This window comes from Duganella paludis (assembly GCF_054461335.1).
Window position 1 is genome coordinate 3,586,617 of the sequence record NZ_CM136922.1, and the last position, 16,372, is coordinate 3,602,988.

Annotated in this window: 7 protein-coding genes; 4 read left to right on the plus strand and 3 right to left on the minus strand. The window is 65.1% G+C overall.

The genetic code is table 11. The annotated features are described in order from the left end of the window. Window positions 1-41: 41 nt before the first annotated feature. Both ACXZ1M_RS15960 and ACXZ1M_RS15965 read right to left on the minus strand, forming a co-directional pair. Entirely contained in the window at window positions 42-1,862 is a 1,821-nt protein-coding gene (locus tag ACXZ1M_RS15960) for a DUF885 domain-containing protein (RefSeq protein WP_459048650.1), read from the minus strand. 65 nt (window positions 1,863-1,927) lie between these two features. Next, on the minus strand, window positions 1,928-2,350 hold the full coding sequence (locus tag ACXZ1M_RS15965; protein WP_459048651.1) for an acyl-CoA thioesterase: 423 nt from the start codon (window positions 2,348-2,350) through the stop codon (window positions 1,928-1,930). Window positions 2,351-2,451: 101 nt separating this feature from the next. Between ACXZ1M_RS15965 and ychF the strand changes: the two genes are divergently transcribed. Both ychF and ACXZ1M_RS15975 read left to right on the plus strand, forming a co-directional pair. After that, a complete protein-coding gene (gene ychF, locus ACXZ1M_RS15970) occupies window positions 2,452-3,543 on the plus strand; it encodes a redox-regulated ATPase YchF (RefSeq protein WP_459048652.1) in 1,092 nt (363 codons plus the stop codon). Between the two features lie 212 nt (window positions 3,544-3,755). Then, the gene (locus ACXZ1M_RS15975) at window positions 3,756-12,329 is read left to right on the plus strand and encodes a DUF4214 domain-containing protein (protein ID WP_459048653.1); all 8,574 of its coding nucleotides are present in this window, start codon (window positions 3,756-3,758) and stop codon (window positions 12,327-12,329) included. Window positions 12,330-12,344: 15 nt separating this feature from the next. On the opposite strand, the gene ACXZ1M_RS15980 is transcribed toward ACXZ1M_RS15975, so the two are convergent. After that, window positions 12,345-13,583: a glycosyltransferase gene (locus ACXZ1M_RS15980; protein ID WP_459048654.1), complete on the minus strand. Its 1,239-nt coding sequence runs from the start codon at window positions 13,581-13,583 to the stop codon at window positions 12,345-12,347. 165 nt (window positions 13,584-13,748) lie between these two features. Here ACXZ1M_RS15980 and ACXZ1M_RS15985 point away from each other — a divergent pair, with 165 nt between their 5' ends. Further along, window positions 13,749-15,497, plus strand: coding sequence for an NYN domain-containing protein (locus tag ACXZ1M_RS15985; protein ID WP_459048655.1), 1,749 nt, complete (start codon window positions 13,749-13,751; stop codon window positions 15,495-15,497). A gap of 2 nt (window positions 15,498-15,499) precedes the next feature. Continuing rightward, window positions 15,500-16,351, plus strand: a complete 852-nt coding sequence (locus ACXZ1M_RS15990) for an MOSC domain-containing protein (RefSeq protein WP_459048656.1) — start codon at window positions 15,500-15,502, stop codon at window positions 16,349-16,351. Window positions 16,352-16,372 lie beyond the last annotated feature (21 nt).

The following is a 16,372-nucleotide window of genomic DNA, read 5'->3' on the forward strand; positions in this document are numbered from 1 at the left end:
TTGCAACATTGCCACAATCGGAAGCGTTAAAGCCCGTCAACTCACTTTGCGTTGGCGATCCAGCGGTCGACGCGTTGCTCCAGGATCGGCATCGGCAGCGTGCCATCGCCTATCACCACCTCGTGGAATTTCTGGTAGCTGAACTTGTCGCCCAACGCTTGTTGTGCGCGGGCGCGCAGTTCCAGGATCTTCAGCGAGCCGACCTTGTAGCTCAGCGCCTGCGCCGGCAGCACCATGTAGCGCTCGATCTGGTTACGCGCGCGCGGCTCGCTCCAGCCCAGCACGTCCATCAGATAGCTGATGGCCTGCTCGCGCGTCCAGCCCTTGGCGTGGATGCCGGTGTCGACCACCAGCCGCGCGGCGCGCAGCATCTCGGCGTTCAGGTGGCCGTAGTAGGCCACCGGATCTTCATACAAGCCCAACTCCTTGCCCAGCGTTTCCGAATACAAGGCCCAACCCTCGGTGAACGCCGCGCTGTTCGGATTCTCGGTGCTGAACTTGCGGAAGTCCGGCAGCTCGATTTCCTTCAGCAGCGCCGCGTGCAAATGGTGGCCCGGGATGCCTTCATGCAGGAACAGGCTGACCATGTCGACCCGGCTATAAGTTTTTGGATCATTCACTACCGGCCAGAACACGCCCGGATACGAACCGTCCGCCGCCGATGGCGTGTAGTGGTCCGAGGCGGTGGCGCGCGTCAGCTCCGGTTCCAGCACCAGTTCCAGCTTGGCTTTCGGCACCAGGCTGAAGTAGGCCGGCAGCTTGGTCTGCACTTGCGCGTAGATGGCGCGGTAGGCGTCCAGCACCTGCTCGTCGCTGGTGAAGATGTTGTAGCTGGCTTGCGCGCTCACCCATTGCGGCAATTGCTTGGCCGGGCCGTCATAGCCGAGCTTGGGCGCGAGTTCGGTGAACTGCTGCTGGATGCGCGCCACTTCCTTCAGACCCAGCGCGTGCACGGCGTCCGGCGTCAGCGGCAGGTTGGTACTGTCGCGGATGTGCGCGGCGTACCAGGCCGCGCCGTTCGGCAGGGCGCTGAAGCCGCTGCTGGCGCGGCCGGCCGGCAGGTATTGGCGTTCCAGGAAATCGACCAAGCGGGTCAGGGCCGGCGCGATCTTGCTGTCCACCGTTTTCAGGTAGGCGGCTGCGAGTTTCTTTTTATCGGCGTCGGAGAAGTCGGCGGGGAAGCGCGTCGCCGGCGAGTAGTAGATGCTCGCTTCCGGCGTGGCCGCGCGCAGGTTCTGGATCTGCGGCAGCATCGCCACCGTGATCGTCTTCGGCAGCACCACGCCGGTGCGCATGCCTTCCTTCATGTTGGCGATGGCCTGGTCTATCCACGCCGGCAGCTGGTTCAGGCGGTTCAGATAGGCCTGGTACTGCTTGACCGTCTTCAGCGGCTGCGAGCCGGCGCCGTTGGCGTAGTTGGCGAGGGTGCTCGGCACGTTGTCCATCTGGTTCAGCGGCAGCAGGTGGTCGGGGAAGGACTCCATCTGCATCGCGTTGTTCAGTTCATAGCTCAACAGATCGTAGGTCAGCTGGTCCTGGTCGCCGAGCTGGTCGCGGCGCACCGTCATCAGCTGCTTTTGCAGCGCGCGGTACTGGATGAACTGCGCGGCGCGCACCTTGGGCGAAATCGCCAAGCCGATCTGATCGTTGTAGCGGCTGTCGCCGTTGGCGGTGCCGAACAGCAGCGGATCGAACTTGCAGCGCGCCGTATGGAACGCCGCCGCCAGCTTCGCCAGCTGCTTCTGCGCCTGCGTGGCCTTGGCCGCAGTCACGGCGGGCGCCGCCTGTACCGGCAAAGTGTAAGCACCGGCCAGCATCAGGCTGGCGATCAGAACGGAAGTACGCAGACGGGACATGGGCATAAAGATTTCCTGACCTGAAGAAGAGTTGTTCGGGCGATAGTAAAAAGAGTCTAGCACCAAACAAGTCATTCAAGGGTGGTCAGGATGGCCCGCACATTGGCCGGGATCGGCACCGAGCGGTTGCTGCTGCGCTCGACGTAGACGTGGACGAAGTGGCCGGCGGCGGCGGGCAGGGTGTCGTCGTTGCGGTACAGGGCGATCTCGTAGCGCACGCTGGAGTTGCCCAGCTTGGCCACGCGGATGCCGGCGTGCACCAGGTCCGGAAACGCGATCGGGCTGAAGTAGGCGCAGCCGCTGTCCACCACGAAGCCCACCACCTCGCCCTGGTGGATATCGAGCACGCCGCGTTCGATCAGGAACTGGTTCACCGCCGTGTCGAAATACGAGTAATAGACAACATTGTTCACGTGTCCATAAATATCGTTGTCCATCCACCGCGTGGGGATGGAAAGGAAGTGGCGGAACTGTTCCCGGGTTGCGTCGCGCATGGTCATGCGGTCTCCTGTTTTTTGAAGTGTGAGGCCAACAAAGGTACAATGGACCCCTTCACGCTGTAAATAGCAGCACATCCATACTGTAAAGGTTTTTCATGAGTCTCCAATGCGGCATCGTCGGCCTGCCCAACGTCGGCAAGTCCACCCTGTTCAACGCCCTGACCAAGGCCGGCATCCCGGCCGAGAATTATCCGTTCTGCACCATCGAGCCGAACGTCGGCGTGGTCGAAGTGCCGGACCCGCGCATGGGCGCGCTGGCCGACATCGTCAAGCCTGAGCGCATGGTCAACGCCATCGTCGAATTCGTCGACATCGCCGGCCTGGTGGCCGGCGCCTCGCAGGGCGAAGGCCTGGGCAACCAGTTCCTGTCGCACATCCGCGAAACCGACGCCATCGTCAACGTGGTGCGCTGCTTTGAAGACGACAACGTGATCCACGTGGCCGGCAAGGTCAGCCCGCTGGACGACATCGAAGTGATCCAGACCGAGCTGGCGCTGGCCGACCTCGGCACCGTGGAAAAAGCCATCCACCGCGAGAACAAGAAAGCCCGTTCCGGCGACAAGGACGCCGCCAAGCTGCTGGCCATCATGGAGCGCATCGTGCCGCACCTGAACGAAGCCAAGCCGGTGCGCGCCATGGGCCTGGACGCCGACGAAATGGCCCTGATCAAGCCGCTGTGCCTGATCACCGCCAAGCCGGCCATGTACGTGGCCAACGTGTCCGACACCGGCTTCACCAACAACCCGCTGCTGGACCAGCTGACCGCCTACGCCGCCACCCAGAACGCGCCGATCGTCGCCATCTGCGCCTCGATCGAAGCGGAAATCGCCGACCTGGACGACGCCGACAAGAGCGCCTTCCTGGCCGACATGGGCATGCAGGAGCCGGGCCTGGACCGTCTGATCCGCGCCGCCTACAAGCTGCTGGGCCTGCAAACCTACTTCACCGCCGGCGTGAAGGAAGTGCGCGCCTGGACCATCCACATCGGCGACACCGCCCCGCAAGCGGCCGGCGTGATCCACACCGACTTCGAGCGCGGCTTCATCCGCGCCCAAACCATCGCCTACGACGACTACATCCAGTACAAGGGCGAGGCCGGCGCGAAAGAAGTCGGCAAGATGCGCGCCGAGGGCAAGGAATACGTGGTCAAGGATGGCGACGTGCTGAACTTCCTGTTCAACGTCTAAGCTTTCTGCGCCCCATAAAATCCGCGAGCGATCGCGGATTTTTTTTTGCGTCATCACAAACGCCGGTGCGTGGACAATGGTGAGAATTTTCCTTTTGGCAATGTGGTAGCATTGCGCATTGATAAAAAACCATGCAAATATTCTTAATAGAAATAGTTAATATTTCTTAATAAACTAGGAGTTGCTGCAGATATTTGGGGAACCACCGCAAAATGCCGAGCTACGCGCGCGAAGTACAAAAACTCTATGTTGAATATCTCGGCCGTCCAGCCGATCCTGCGGGACTGGCTTATTGGACCGGTGTCCTGGCGCAAAACACGGTCACCCTCAGCGCAATCAAAACCAATCTTGCCGCGACGGCGGAATTCACTTCGGCATTTGCAGGCCTGTCGTTCGCTGAAATTGTCGATAAAGTCTATGTGAATCTGTTTGCCCATGCGGCCGAGGAGGCGGGTCGTACGTTCTGGAGCAATCAACTTCAGAGCGGCAATTTAACCATAGGCGCCATGATCGGCATCATTGGCGATGCCGCCCAGGAAAGCGACTTGGTTGTTCTGTTCAATAAAATCACGGCGGCCGAAGCGTTCACTGCCGCGCTGGACAGGGATGCCGAGAAAAGCGCCTACAGCAATGCGGCGGCGGCCGACCTGGCCAAGGCGTTCGTCGCGGCGGTGACCGACAATGCGTCGCTGGACGCCGCGCTTGCGGTCCTGCCTGAAACCATCGCGCAGATCACCGGTGTGCCATTGGATAACGCCCCCACAGGCGCCGTCAGCATCAGTGGCACGGCCATCGAAGGCCAGCTGCTGACCGCATCCAATACCCTTGCCGACGACGATGGCACCGGCGTCATCGCTTACCAATGGCAGGCCGGCGGCGTCAACATCGCCGGCGCGAACAGCGCGACGTTCACGCTGACGGCAGCCCAGGTCGGCAAGCCGATCACGCTCGTCGCCAGCTTCGTCGATGGCTTGGGCGCCCACGAATCCTTCACCAGCAATACCATCGCCTCGGGCAACGACACCCTCAAGGGCAGCGCCGGCGCGGACCAACTGGCCGGTGGCGTGGGCGACGACACCTACATCGTCAATGTGAGCGGCGACGTGGTTGTCGAAAAAGCCGGCGAGGGCGTGGACCAGGTCAATGTCGCCTATACGGCGGCTGGCGTCCACACGCTGGCGGCCAACGTGGAAAACGCGACGGTGACGTCGGCGGCCAACGTCGCCGTCGGCCTGACCGGCAATGCCCTGGATAATGTGCTCACCGGCAATGGCGCCGCCAACACGCTGACCGGCGGCGGCGGCAACGACACGCTGGACGGCGGCGTCGGCGCCGACAAACTCATCGGCGGCACCGGCGACGACGTCTACATGGTCGACAACACGGGCGACGTGGTGACCGAAGCGCTGAACGAGGGCAGCGACACGGTGCGCACCTCGCTGGCCAACTACACGCTGGCGGCCAACGTCGAAACCCTGGTGTATACCGGCACGGCCGCTTTCAGCGCCACCGGGAATGCGCTCGACAACGCCATCGTCGGCGGCAATGCCGGCAACAAGCTCGACGGCGGCGCCGGCAACGACAGCCTGATCGGCGGCAGCGGCAACGACAGTCTGCTCGGCGGCCTCGGCAACGACACTTTCGTCGGCGCCGCCGCCAAGGACACCATCGACGGCGGCGACGGCGCCGATGTGCTACGCGGCCTGGGCAACTACGCCGACTACACCATCACCCGTCCCACCGCCGCCGACACGGTGTTGTCCGACACCGCCGGCAACGTCTTGACGGTGCGCGGCGTGGAGAAATTCGTATTCGCCAGCGGCGTCGAGAAAACATTGGATGAGCTGCAATCCAATATCGCCAGCATCGGCAACGACAAGCTGTCCGGCGGCGTGGGCGCCGACACCCTCAACGGCGGCCTGGGCGCGGACACGCTCAGCGGCGGAGAGGGCAACGACACCTACGTGATCGATAATGTGGGCGACGTCATCATTGAGCAATTCGAGGCAGGCGATGACCTGGCGCAAGTGGCGCTGACTGCGGCAGGCACCTACAAGCTGGCCGACAACGTCGAGCACGCGACGGTGACGTCGGCGGCCACCGTCGCGGTCAACCTGACCGGCAACGACGGCAACAACGCCTTGACCGGCAACGCCGCCGCCAACACGCTGACCGGCGGCGCCGGCAACGATACGCTCGATGGCGGCGCCGGCGCCGACAAACTGATCGGCGGCAGCGGCGACGACAGCTATCGGGTCGACAATGCCGGCGACGTCATCACCGAACTGCCGAACGAAGGCACGGACAGCGTCAGCACCGCGCTGGCCAGCTACACGCTGGGCGCCAATCTGGAGAACCTGACCTACACCGGCGTGGCGGCCTTCACCGCCGTCGGCAACTTGCTCGACAACGTCATCACCGGCGGCAACGGCGGCGGCAAACTCGACGGCGGCGCCGGCCATGACAGCCTGACTGGCGGCAGCGGCAACGACAGCCTGGTGGGCGGTATCGGCAACGATACGTTCACCGGCGCCGTCGGCAAGGACACCATCGATGGCGGCGAGGGCAACGATGTGCTGCAAGGCCTGGGCAAGTTTGCCGACTACGGCTTCAGCCGCCCGAACGCCACCGACACGGTGCTGACCGACAAGGCCGGCAACCAGCTGACGCTGCGTGGCGTGGAAACGTTCGTCTTCAGCGATGGCGTCAAGTTGCTGGCCGACCTGCAATTCAACGTGGCCAGCGTCGGCAATGACAGCCTGACCGGGACCGGCGGCGCCGACCGCCTCGACGGCGGCCTCGGCATCGACACCTTGGCCGGCGGCAAGGGGGACGACACCTATGTGGTCGACGATGCGGCCGACGTGGTGGAGGAACTCGGTGCGGGCGGCAAAGACTTGGTGCAAGTGGCCTTCACCGCCGCAGGCACCTACAAGCTGGGCGACAATGTGGAAAACGCCACCGTCACGGCGGCGGCCACGTTGGCGGTCAGCCTCACCGGCAACGATCTCGACAACGCGCTCACCGGCAACGCCGCCGCCAACAACCTCACCGGCGGCGCCGGCAACGACACGCTCGACGGCGGCGCCGGCGCCGACAAGCTGCTGGGCGGCCTCGATGACGACGTCTACATCGTCGACAATGCAGGCGACGTCATCGCCGAGAACCTGTCGGAAGGCTATGACACGGTGCGCACCACGCTGGCCAGCTACACGCTGGGGGCCAACCTCGAAGAACTGCGCTACACCGGCAGCGCCGCCTTCACCGGCAACGGCAACAAGGATGACAACACCCTGGTCGGCGGCAACGGCGGCAACAAGCTGGACGGCGGCGCCGGCGCCGACCTGCTGGTCGGCGGTGCCGGGGCCGACAGCCTGCTCGGCGGCCTTGGCGACGACACCTTCACCGGCACCGCCGGCAAGGACACCGTCGATGGCGGCGTCGACCAGGATACGCTCACGCTGGCCGGCAATTTCGCCGGCTATACCGTCAGCCGCGCCAGCGCCGTCGATACCGTCCTGACCGACAAGTCCGGCAACGCGGTCACGGTGCGCAACGTCGAAGTGTTCAGCTTTGCCGACGGCAACCTATCGCTGGAGCAAGTGCAGTACAACGTTGCCAGCGCGTTCAACGACACGCTCACCGGCGGCAGCGGCGATGACTTGATCAACGGCCTGGCCGGCGCCGACACCATGATGGGCGGGCTCGGCAACGACACCTATGTGATCGACAACTTCGGCGATGTGGTGCTGGAGAGCGACGACGGCGCCATCGACACGTTGCAGCTGGCGCTGACTGCGGCCGGCACCTACACCATGGCGGATCTGGTGGACAACGCCACCGTGACGGCGGCGGCGACGGTGGCGGTCAACGTCAACGGCAATGGCTGGGACAATCGGATCACCGGCAATGCCGCCGCCAATACCCTGCGCGGCGACTGGGGCAACGACACCCTCGACGGCGGCGCCGGCAGCGACAAACTGATCGGCGGCGGCGGCGACGATGTCTACGTGGTGGGCGAGGCCGGCGACGTCGTCACCGAATTGCAGGACGAAGGCGACGACAGCGTGCGCGTGTCGGTGGCCAGCTACACCTTGACGGCCAACGTCGAGCGGCTCGAGTACACCGGCACCACGGCCTTCACCGGCACCGGCAATGCGCTCGACAACGTGCTCCGGGGCGGCAATGGCGGCGCCAAGCTCGATGGCGGCGCCGGCAGCGACATGCTGTACGGCGGCAATGGCAACGACAGCCTGCAAGGCGGCCTGGGCGATGATACCTTGCAGGGCGGCGCCGGCAAGGACACCGTGGACGGCGGCGCCGACTATGACGTCGTTCACCTCGGCGGCGAGTTTGCCGACTACACCGTCAGCCGCAGCAGCGCCACCGACACGGTATTGACCGACAAGGCCGGCAATGTGCTCACGGTGCGCAACGTCGAAGTATTCCGCTTTGCCGATGGCGACAAGATGCCGGCCGAGGTGCAGTTCAACGTCGTCAGCGCTTACGATGACGTGCTGACCGGTTCCAGCGGCAATGATTTGATCAACGGCCTGGCCGGCGCCGACACCATGATGGGCGGGCTCGGCAACGACACCTATGTGATCGACAACCTCGGCGACGTGGTGCTGGAGAGCGACGATGGCATCGACACGGTGCAGCTGGCGCTGACTGCGGCCGGCACCTACACCATGGCGGATCTGGTGGAAAACGCCACCGTGACGGCGGCGGCGACGGTGGCGGTCAACGTCAACGGCAATGGCTGGGACAACCGGATCACCGGCAATGCCGCCGCCAATACCCTGAGCGGCGACTGGGGCAACGACACCCTCGACGGTGGCGCCGGTAACGACAAGCTGATCGGCGGCGGCGGCGACGATGTCTATGTGGTGGGCGAGGCCGGCGACGTCGTCACCGAGCTGCAGGACGAAGGCGACGACAGCGTGCGCGTGTCGATGACCAGCTACACCTTGACAGCCAACGTCGAGCGGCTCGAGTACACCGGCACGATGGCCTTCACCGGCACCGGCAATGCGCTGGACAACGTGATCCGCGGCGGCAATGGCGGCGCCAAGCTGGACGGTGGCGCGGGCAACGACACGCTGTACGGCGGCAATGGCAACGATAGCCTGCAAGGCGGCATCGGCGATGACCTGTTGCAAGCCGGCGGCGGCAAGGACACGCTCGACGGCGGCGCCGGCGACGACACCGCGCTAGTGCTGGGCAATGTGGCCGATTACAAGATCACGCGTCCCAACAGCGCCGACGTGCTGCTCACCGACAAGGCCGGCAATGTACTGACCTTGCACACCAATGTCGAATGGGTGGCCTTTGCCGATGACACGCGTTTCCTGGCGGACCTGCTGGTGAATGTGGCCAGCCCGGGCGCCGACCTGATGATCGGCGCCGAAGACAACGACACGCTCGATGGCGGCGCCGGCGCCGACACCCTGCGCGGCGGCGGCGGCGACGATACCTACCTGATCGACAACGCCGGCGACGTGGTCGAGGAGGATGGGGGCGCCGGCACCGATACGGCACGGGTCGGCGTGACCACCGCCATCACCTTCAAGCTGGCCGACAATCTTGAAAACGCCATCGTCACCTCCACCGCCGCCGTCAACCTGACCGGCAACGACGGTGACAACCTGTTGACCGGCAACCTGGCCGTCAACACGCTGGCCGGCGGCGCCGGCAACGATACGCTCGACGGCGGCGCCGGCAGCGACAAGCTGCTGGGCGGCGCCGGTGACGATCTCTATCTCCTCGGCGATGCGGACCTGGTCACCGAAGGCGTGGAGGAAGGCTACGACACCGTGAAGACCACGCTGGCCAGCTACACCTTGCCCGCCAACGTCGAGGCGCTGATCTACGTCGGCGGCGGCGCCTTCAGTGGCACCGGCAATGCGCAAGCCAACGTCATCACGGGCGGCAATGGCGGCAACAAGCTCGATGGCGGCGACGGCGCCGACCAGGTGAGCGGCGGCAGCGGCAACGACCTGCTGCTCGGTGGCGCCGGCGACGACACCCTGCTCGGCCAGGGCGGCAACGACACCCTGGACGGCGGCGCCGGCCAGGACGAGGCCGTGCTCCAGATGGTGCGCGAGCAGGTGACGGTGGTGCGCACCACCGCCACCGACACCCGCATTACCGACCTCGCCGGCAATGCGGTCACGCTGCGCAATGTCGAGACCGTGACGTTCATCGATGGCGTCGCCAGCATCGACGAGTTGCAGTACAACCTGGCCAGCCCGGGCAACGACCATCTGGTCGGCACCGATGGTGTCGACGTGCTCAACGGCGGCGCCGGCGTCGACACGCTGGAGGGCTACGGCGGCGACGACACCTACGTGATCAGCGACAAGGCCAGTGTCATCCTCGAAGGCGTGGACGCCGGCAAGGACACGGTGCAGGTGGCCTTGACCGCCGCCGCCACCTATGCGCTGGCGGACAATGTGGAAAACGCCGTGATCAAGGCGGCGGCCTCGGTCGCCATCAACCTCACCGGCAACGCGCTCGACAACAAGCTGGTCGGCAACGCCGCCGCCAACACCCTGAACGGCGGCCTCGGCGACGACACGCTGGATGGCGGCGCCGGCGCCGATAAATTGGCCGGCGGCCTGGGCGACGACGTCTACATCGTGAACGACAGCGGCGACACCGTCACCGAACTGGCGAACGAGGGCCTCGATACGGTGGAGACCCTGCTCAGCAGTTACACCCTGGGCGCCAATGTGGAATCCCTGGTGTACAAGGGCAACGGCGCGTTTTCCGGCACCGGCAATGCGGAGGACAACCTGCTGGGCGGCGGCGATGGCGGCGCCAAGCTCGACGGCGGCGCCGGCAATGACTACGTGATCGGTGGCTACGGCAATGACAGCCTGCAAGGTGGTGCGGGCGACGATATGCTCTACGCACTGTATGGCAAGGATACGGTCGATGGCGGCACCGGCACCGATCTGCTGGGCGTGCTGGGCGACCGCGGCTATTACAGCGTCGAGCGCCTGAATAACGCCGACACCAAGATTCGCTTTGCCAATGGCGACAGCATCGTGGTGCGCAACGTCGAGTTCTTCAACTTCAACGGCAACTACAAAACGCTGGACCAGCTGTTGATGTATAGCGTCGGTCCCGGCAGCGATACGATATTCGGCGGAACCGAGGATAACTTCATGAATGGCGGCGCCGGCGACGACCTGATGTACGGCGGCGCCGGTGACGACTTCTACATCCTGTCGTCGCTGGGCGATGTGGTGGCGGAGGGCGCAGGTTACGGCATCGACGGCGTCCGGCTGGAATTCAGCTCGGCCGCTACCTACACGCTGGCTTACTCCGTCGAATACGCTATCGTGAGCACGGACAACACGCTGGCGATCAACGTCATCGGCAACGAACTCGACAACTACCTGTGGGGCAATGGCGGCGCCAACAACCTGAGCGGCGGCATCGGCAACGATACGCTGAACGGCGGCGCCGGCAATGACACGCTGGTGGGCGGCGTCGGCGACGATCAGTATATAGTCGGCGAGAGTGGCGACATCATCAAGGAAAACGCCAACGAAGGCTTCGAGACGGTGTTTGTCGCCGCCGCCTCCTACACCCTGTCGGCCAACCTGGAAGACATGGTGTTCAACGGCAGCGGCGCCTTCAGCGGTACCGGCAACGACGGCAACAACCGCCTGTTCTCCGGCAGCGCCAGCAGCGCCAAGCTGGACGGCGGCGCCGGCAACGACCTCCTGGTCGGCAACGGCGGCAACGACAGCATGCTGGGCGGCGTCGGCGACGACTCGATCGAGGCCAGCGGCGGCAACGACACCATCGATGGCGGCGCCGGCAACGACATCTTCTACAACCTGGGCGCGCGCGCCAATTACGCCGTCTCCCGCGCCAACGCCACCGACGTCGTGCTGACCGGCCGCGACGGCACGGTGCACACGGTGCGTGGGGTGGAGACCTTCTACTTCGGCGGCGAGAAATTGACGCTGGCCCAGCTGCAGGCCAACACCTTCGGCGCCGCCAACGACAGCGTGGCCGGCACGTCAGGGGACGACATGCTGGATGGCGGCCCCGGCGCCGACACGCTGGCCGGCGGCGCGGGCGACGATATCTATGTGGTCGACAATATCGGCGACCGCATCGTCGAACTCAGCGGCGGTGGCCACGACCAGATCAAGTTGAGCTTGGCGACAGCCGGCAGCTATGTGATGGACAGCGAGGTGGAAGACTTGCAGGTGACCTCGCCGGCGTCGCTGGCCGTGAGTGTCACGGGTAACGGACTGGGCAACAACATTCTCGGCAACGCCGCCGCCAACAAGCTGGCCGGCGGCGCCGGCGCGGATACGCTGGATGGCGGCGCCGGCAACGACACGCTGACCGGTGGCGCCGATGCCGACCTGTTCGTGATCTCCAGCGTGACCGGCAGCAAGACCATCACCGACTTCGTCTCCGGCACGGATCAGATCGCGCTGGCCCTGGACGTGTCGTATTATGGCAGCGAGGTGCACACCGGCGCGGCCGATTTTGACCCTTTCAATAGCCTGGTGCTGTTCACGGAGAAGATGGCGACAGCCAGCACGGCGAACGCGGCGGCCATCATCGGCTCGGCCAATTTCCCTTACATGACCGGGTATACCGCGCTGTTCGCACTATCGACCACCACCGCTACCACGCTGTATTGGTTCGTTTCGAGCGGCGAAGACGCGTTGGTGTCGGCCAACGAACTGACCGAGCTGGTGACACTCACCGGCACCCCGGACACCAAGTTGGGGGACTATGTGTTCATGTGATGCCGGGGGGCGGGGTCACTCCCCGGCGGGCTGAGCGAAGCGCAGCAGCGCCGGCATGCAGTGCTGCTGCATGTCGTAGCGCTCGATGATGGTCTGGCGGGCGGCGTCGCGCAGGTGTTGCAGTTCTGCGCGGCGCGCCAGCGCGTCGGCCACCGTGGCGGCGAAGGCTTGCGGGTCGAAGAAATCGACCAGCAGGCCGTTGCGGCCGTGCTCGATCACTTCCTCCACCGGCGCCGTCTTCGACGCCACGATCAGGCAGCCGCAGCTCATCGCCTCCATCAGCGACCACGACAGCACGAACGGGTAGGTGAGGTAGGTGTACACCGCCGCCACCTGCATCAGCTGCGTCAGCACCGTGTGCGGCACCTTGCCGACGAAGTGGATGCGGCGCATGTCGATCCGGTCCTTCACCTCATCCAGGAAGATTTGTTTCCAGCTCTTGCCTGGCGGCGGCGCCGCGCCGTAGCTGACGCCATCGCCGCCGACGATCACCACGCGCGCATGGGGCCGCTGCTGCATCAGCGCCGGCAGCGCGCGCATGAAGGTGTGATAGCCGCGATACGGTTCCAGCTGGCGCGCCACAAACACGATCACTTCATCGCCCGGCCGCAGGGTCACGCCGGCCGACTGCAGCTGCACGTAGGCTTTTGGATCGGGGCGGAAGCGCTGGGTGTCGATGCCGTCGTGAACCACGGTGATGCGGTCGCGGAACCAGGCCGGATGGCGGTCGCGCTGGAATGCGGTCGGCGACAGCGCGCCGTCGGCCACCGACATGGCGTGCAGCAAATGCGTGTTGCGTAGCCGCAGGCGCTGCAGGCCGGCGCTGCTGGGCTGGGAGAATTCCGGGTCGAAAAAGGCGTCGCCGCCTTCGGCGCCGTAGTAGTACTCGGCGTAGATCAGCAGCCTGGCCTTGGGGAAGACGTCGCGCACGTACAGCGCTTCGCCCCAGCCGGGATGGACGAACACCACGTCCGGTTCGAAACCCTGTTCCTTCAGCCATTCCAGCCGCGCCGCCGCCGACTCGCCGCGCAGCACCTTGCCGTACAAGTCCTTGAGCTGCGCCGGCGGACGCGGTCCGTGGGCGGCGTGATTGACGTCGTGGCGGAAGTAGCGCACGCCGGGCAGGGGCAAGGCGGGCTCGTTCATGCCGAGGCCGATGACTTCGTGGCCTTGTGCGGCCAGGGCCGGGGCCAGGTGCTTGAACTGTCCGGGGAAGTTCTGATGGATGAACAGGTATCGGGTGCGCTTGCTCAAGGGATGCTCTTTCGGATGCTCTTGCTATTGCCAGGAAAGTCATTGTGCCTCAGCAACGTTCTCGCCCGCAAACGATATATTCGGCCTGCTGTGGCGGCTGTGCCGCGCCAGTTGGGTATAATCGCCGGATTGCCCGCCTCACCCCTACTCTAGAAAATACTCTTCATGGCTTCTTCCAACGAAAACGTCAGCATGGCGCTGTTCTGCGATTTTGAGAACGTGGCGCTCGGCGTACGCGACGCAAACTACGACAAATTCGATATCAAGCCTGTGCTGGAGCGCCTGCTGCTCAAGGGCAGCATTGTGGTCAAGAAAGCTTATTGCGACTGGGATCGCTATAAATCCTTCAAAGCCCCGATGCACGAGGCCAATTTCGAACTGATCGAGATTCCGCACGTGCGCCAGTCGGGCAAGAATTCCGCCGACATCCGCATGGTGGTCGATGCGCTCGATCTGTGCTACACCAAGTCGCACGTGGACACCTTCGTCATCATCTCCGGCGATTCCGATTTTTCGCCGCTGGTGTCGAAGCTGCGCGAGAACGCCAAGAAGGTGATCGGCGTGGGCGTCAAGCAGTCGACTTCCGATCTGCTGGTGGCCAACTGCGATGAATTCATTTTCTACGACGACCTGGTGCGCGAGAGCCGCCGCGTGCGCCGCGAAGCCAGCCCGGACAAGGCGCCGGTCAAGCGTTCGCCGGAAGAGGAACGCGTGCGCCGCGAAGAGATGGACAAGCGCCGCAACCAGGCCGTGGAAATCGCCGTCAACACTTTCGAGGCGCTGGTGCTCGAACGCGGCGACAGCGGCAAGATCTGGGCGTCGGTGCTGAAGGAAGCGATCAAGCGCCGCAAGCCGGATTTCAGCGAGTCGTACTACGGCTTCCGCACCTTCGGCAATCTGATCGAGGAATGCAAGGCGCGCGGTCATCTGGAATTCGGCCGCGATGAAAAGTCCGGTGCTTACGTTTATCGTGGCAATGGCGTGCCGTCCGCAGTTGCGCCGCAAGGCGATGCAGCGACGGTGGAGGGCGCTGCCGCGCCGGCCGAAGGCGGCCAGCAGGAATCGCGCCGCAGCCGTAACCGTGGCCGTACCGCCGCTGAACGCTTTGCCGAACGTCAGGCGCAGCGTCGTGGCGGTCAGGGATCGGCCGAGACCGAAGTGGCTGTCGATGTGTATGCCGAGGCGGCGCAAGCCGTTGCCGAGCGCGCGCCGGCCGTAGCGGAGGAGGCCGCGCCGGTGGAAGTTGCGCCAGCGCCGCAGCAGGTCGCCAGCGAACAGCCGCAGCAGCAGAAGAAAAAGAACGGCCCCAAGCCGCCAGCGCGCAAGCTGAAGAACGAGGCCAAGAAGGGCCGTGGCCCGGCCGACGCAGCGGCAGTCCCTGCCGCCGGCGCGTCCGCCGGCGCAGCGTCGGATTCCGCGCCTGCCGCAGTCGCAAATAGCGCCGTCGCCGCGCCTGCAGCCGCCAACTCGTCGGCGGCCAGCGCTTCCGACGCCGGTGCCGCATCGCCAGCGGGCGTGCCAGCCGCCGGCGCACCAGCCGCCGATCCGAAACCGGTCGCCGCCGGGCGCAACGATGCGCCAGCCGGTGCTCGGGGCGAACGCTCGGGACGTCGTCCCGCCAAGCAGAACTCCGGCCGCCAGAATGCCGCCAAGCCTGACGGCAAACCGGAAGCCGCACCTGCACCTGCACCTGAACCGGTCGCCGACGCCGCACCGCAAGCCGACAAGCCTGCCAAGTCCGCACGCGGCAAGCCGAAGGCCAAGCCTGCCGCCGACAAGCTGGTTGTAGACAAACCGGCCGTCGACCAGCAAGCGGCTGACAAGCCAGTCGCCGACAAGCCAGCCCGCAAGCCCGCCGCCGCGCGCACGCCGCGTCCGCCGAAGGCCAAGCCTGCCGCCCCAGCCGAGGAGTAATCATGCCCACGTTGTCCGCCATCACGCTTTACCCGATCAAATCCTGCGCCGGCCTCTCGCTGGAGGAAGCCACGCTGACCCAGCAAGGCCTGATGTCGGCGCAGATTTATGATCGTGAATGGATGGTGGTGGACAGCAACGGCATCTGCCTGACCCAGCGTGAGCATCCCCGCATGGCGCTGATCAGGCCGTCCTTGAAGGGCGACACGCTGGAACTGCAGGCGCCCGGCATGCTGCGCCTGGAAATTCCGCTCGGCCTGCCGGACCCGGAAACGGCGCCGACTCTGGTCACCCAGGTCTGGGACAACACCGTGCTGGCCTACGACTGCGACGCCCTGACCGCCGAATGGTTCACCAAGGCCATCGGCGTGCCATGCCGCCTGGCGCGCTTCCACGCCAACGCGCAGCGGCTGGTCAGCACCAAGTGGACCGACGGTCTGCAGGCCATCACCATGTTCTCCGACGGCTACCCGATCCTGGTGGCCGGCGCCGCCTCGCTGGACGACCTGAATCAGAAGCTGGTGGCCGCCGGCCGCCAGGCGCTGCCGATGAACCGCTTCCGCCCGAACCTGGTCATCGACGGCATCGAAGCGTTCGAAGAGGACTATGCCGAATCGTTCCAGCTCGGCGAAGTGATACTCAAACCGGTCAAGCCGTGCCCGCGTTGCCCGATGCCGTCGGTCGACCAGGCCACCGGCGAATTCGGTCCGGACCCGCTGGACATCATGCAAAGCTACCGCGCCAAGCCGGAGCTGGAGGGCGCTTTGTGCTTCGGCATGAACAGCATCCTGATCGCCGGCGAGGACCAGCGCGTGCGCGTAGGGCAGGAAATCGCGGTTACACTGGCATTTTAAGCAAACCGGGCATTCCCAACC